Annotated in this window: 3 protein-coding genes; all 3 read left to right on the top strand. The window is 64.7% G+C overall.

The window, feature by feature from the left end:
* Positions 1-11 precede the first annotated feature (11 nt).
* Positions 12-338, top strand: a complete 327-nt coding sequence (locus tag ADL25_RS11620; RefSeq protein ID WP_059127612.1) for a hypothetical protein — start codon at positions 12-14, stop codon at positions 336-338.
* A gap of 88 nt (positions 339-426) precedes the next feature.
* Positions 427-741 carry a pore-forming ESAT-6 family protein gene (locus ADL25_RS11615; RefSeq protein ID WP_059127613.1) on the top strand — a complete coding sequence of 105 codons (315 nt, stop codon included), beginning with the start codon at positions 427-429 and terminating at the stop codon, positions 739-741.
* A gap of 125 nt (positions 742-866) precedes the next feature.
* On the top strand, positions 867-1,053 hold a 187-nt coding region (locus ADL25_RS50415; RefSeq protein WP_234380877.1), incomplete at its 3' end, for a DUF6507 family protein.

Below are 1,053 nucleotides of genomic sequence, written 5' to 3'. Positions count from 1 at the left end.
GGGGAGGCAAGATGAAGTTCGATATGGGGGCGCAGACCCTGTCGACGCTGATGAAGGATTCGCGTGGGTCGAGTGATGATCTGGGGACGTTGATCCGTCAGTTGGTGCAGGCGGCGCAGCCGTTGGAGGGGAAGTTCAACGGTGCGGGTCGGGTGGCGTTCGATCAGTTCAAGTTGCGGGCGGATGGGATCGCGAAGGAGTTGAACGGGTCGTTGGCGGCGATCCTGGGTGGTCAGTCGGGGATGGATTCGGCGTTCTCCTCGGGTGATCAGGAGCAGGGTGACAACGCTCGGGGGCAGATGTCGGCGGCGAACTTCGATGGTGCGCGTTTCCGCTGAGCTGTGGGGTTTCGGTGGTGCGGCGTTCCGTTGAATTGTGCTGTGGTGTGGGGTTGTTGGGCCGGGTCTTTACGGGGAGTGGTGTGTGATGGCGGGTTCGGGTGCGGATCGTCGGTCGTATGACACGGGTGCGTCGGCGGATGCGCAGGGCAATATCCAGGCGGTGATCGGCCGGTTGGAGGAGGTTATTGCGCAGCGTGATCGTCAGGTGAAGGCTGCGATGGCGGATTTCTCGGCTGATGGTGTGGCGGATGAGTACCACGGCAAGGAGTTGCGGTGGAATCGTGCGTCGCAGGAGGTCAAGAACATCATCGGGTTGTTGAAGTCGACGTTGGAGCAGAACGATTCGACGGCGCAGTCGACGATCGCGAAGGCGAAGTCGGCGGTGGACAACATCGGCTGACGTGGGTGGTGTTGGGCGGGGCCGGCGGGCGTGGACGACGGCCGGCCCCGTCGGCAGGCCTGGGCGGCTTTCGGGTCGTCACGTGACGGTGGCTGTTGCTGGGCTGGACGCGGAGGGCGACGGGGATGACCGGCTGGGATCTGAAGCCGCAGGGTATTCAGGGTGTGTTGAAGTCGACGGGTGAGACGGCGTCGCATCTTGAGGGTCAGGCGAAGGCGTATGGGGAGCATCTGACGTCGGCGGCGTCCAGTGCGGCGGGGGCCCCGGACTGCCCGTGGGCGACCGAGATGACGCCGCCGCGGACGATCTCGG

Origin of the sequence: Streptomyces sp. NRRL F-5122 (assembly GCF_001507435.1) — a bacterium.
In the GTDB taxonomy this organism is placed as follows: Bacteria; Actinomycetota; Actinomycetes; order Streptomycetales; family Streptomycetaceae; genus Streptomyces; species Streptomyces lannensis.
Note: the sequence above shows the minus strand (reverse complement) of the source record. Positions and strands in the feature narration are given on the sequence as shown.

Coding starts and splice junctions, on each gene's coding strand:
- ADL25_RS11620 (WP_059127612.1), top strand. CDS start 12: ATGAAGTTCGATATGGGGGCGCAGACCCTGTCGACGCTGATGAAGGAT.
- ADL25_RS11615 (WP_059127613.1), top strand. CDS start 427: ATGGCGGGTTCGGGTGCGGATCGTCGGTCGTATGACACGGGTGCGTCG.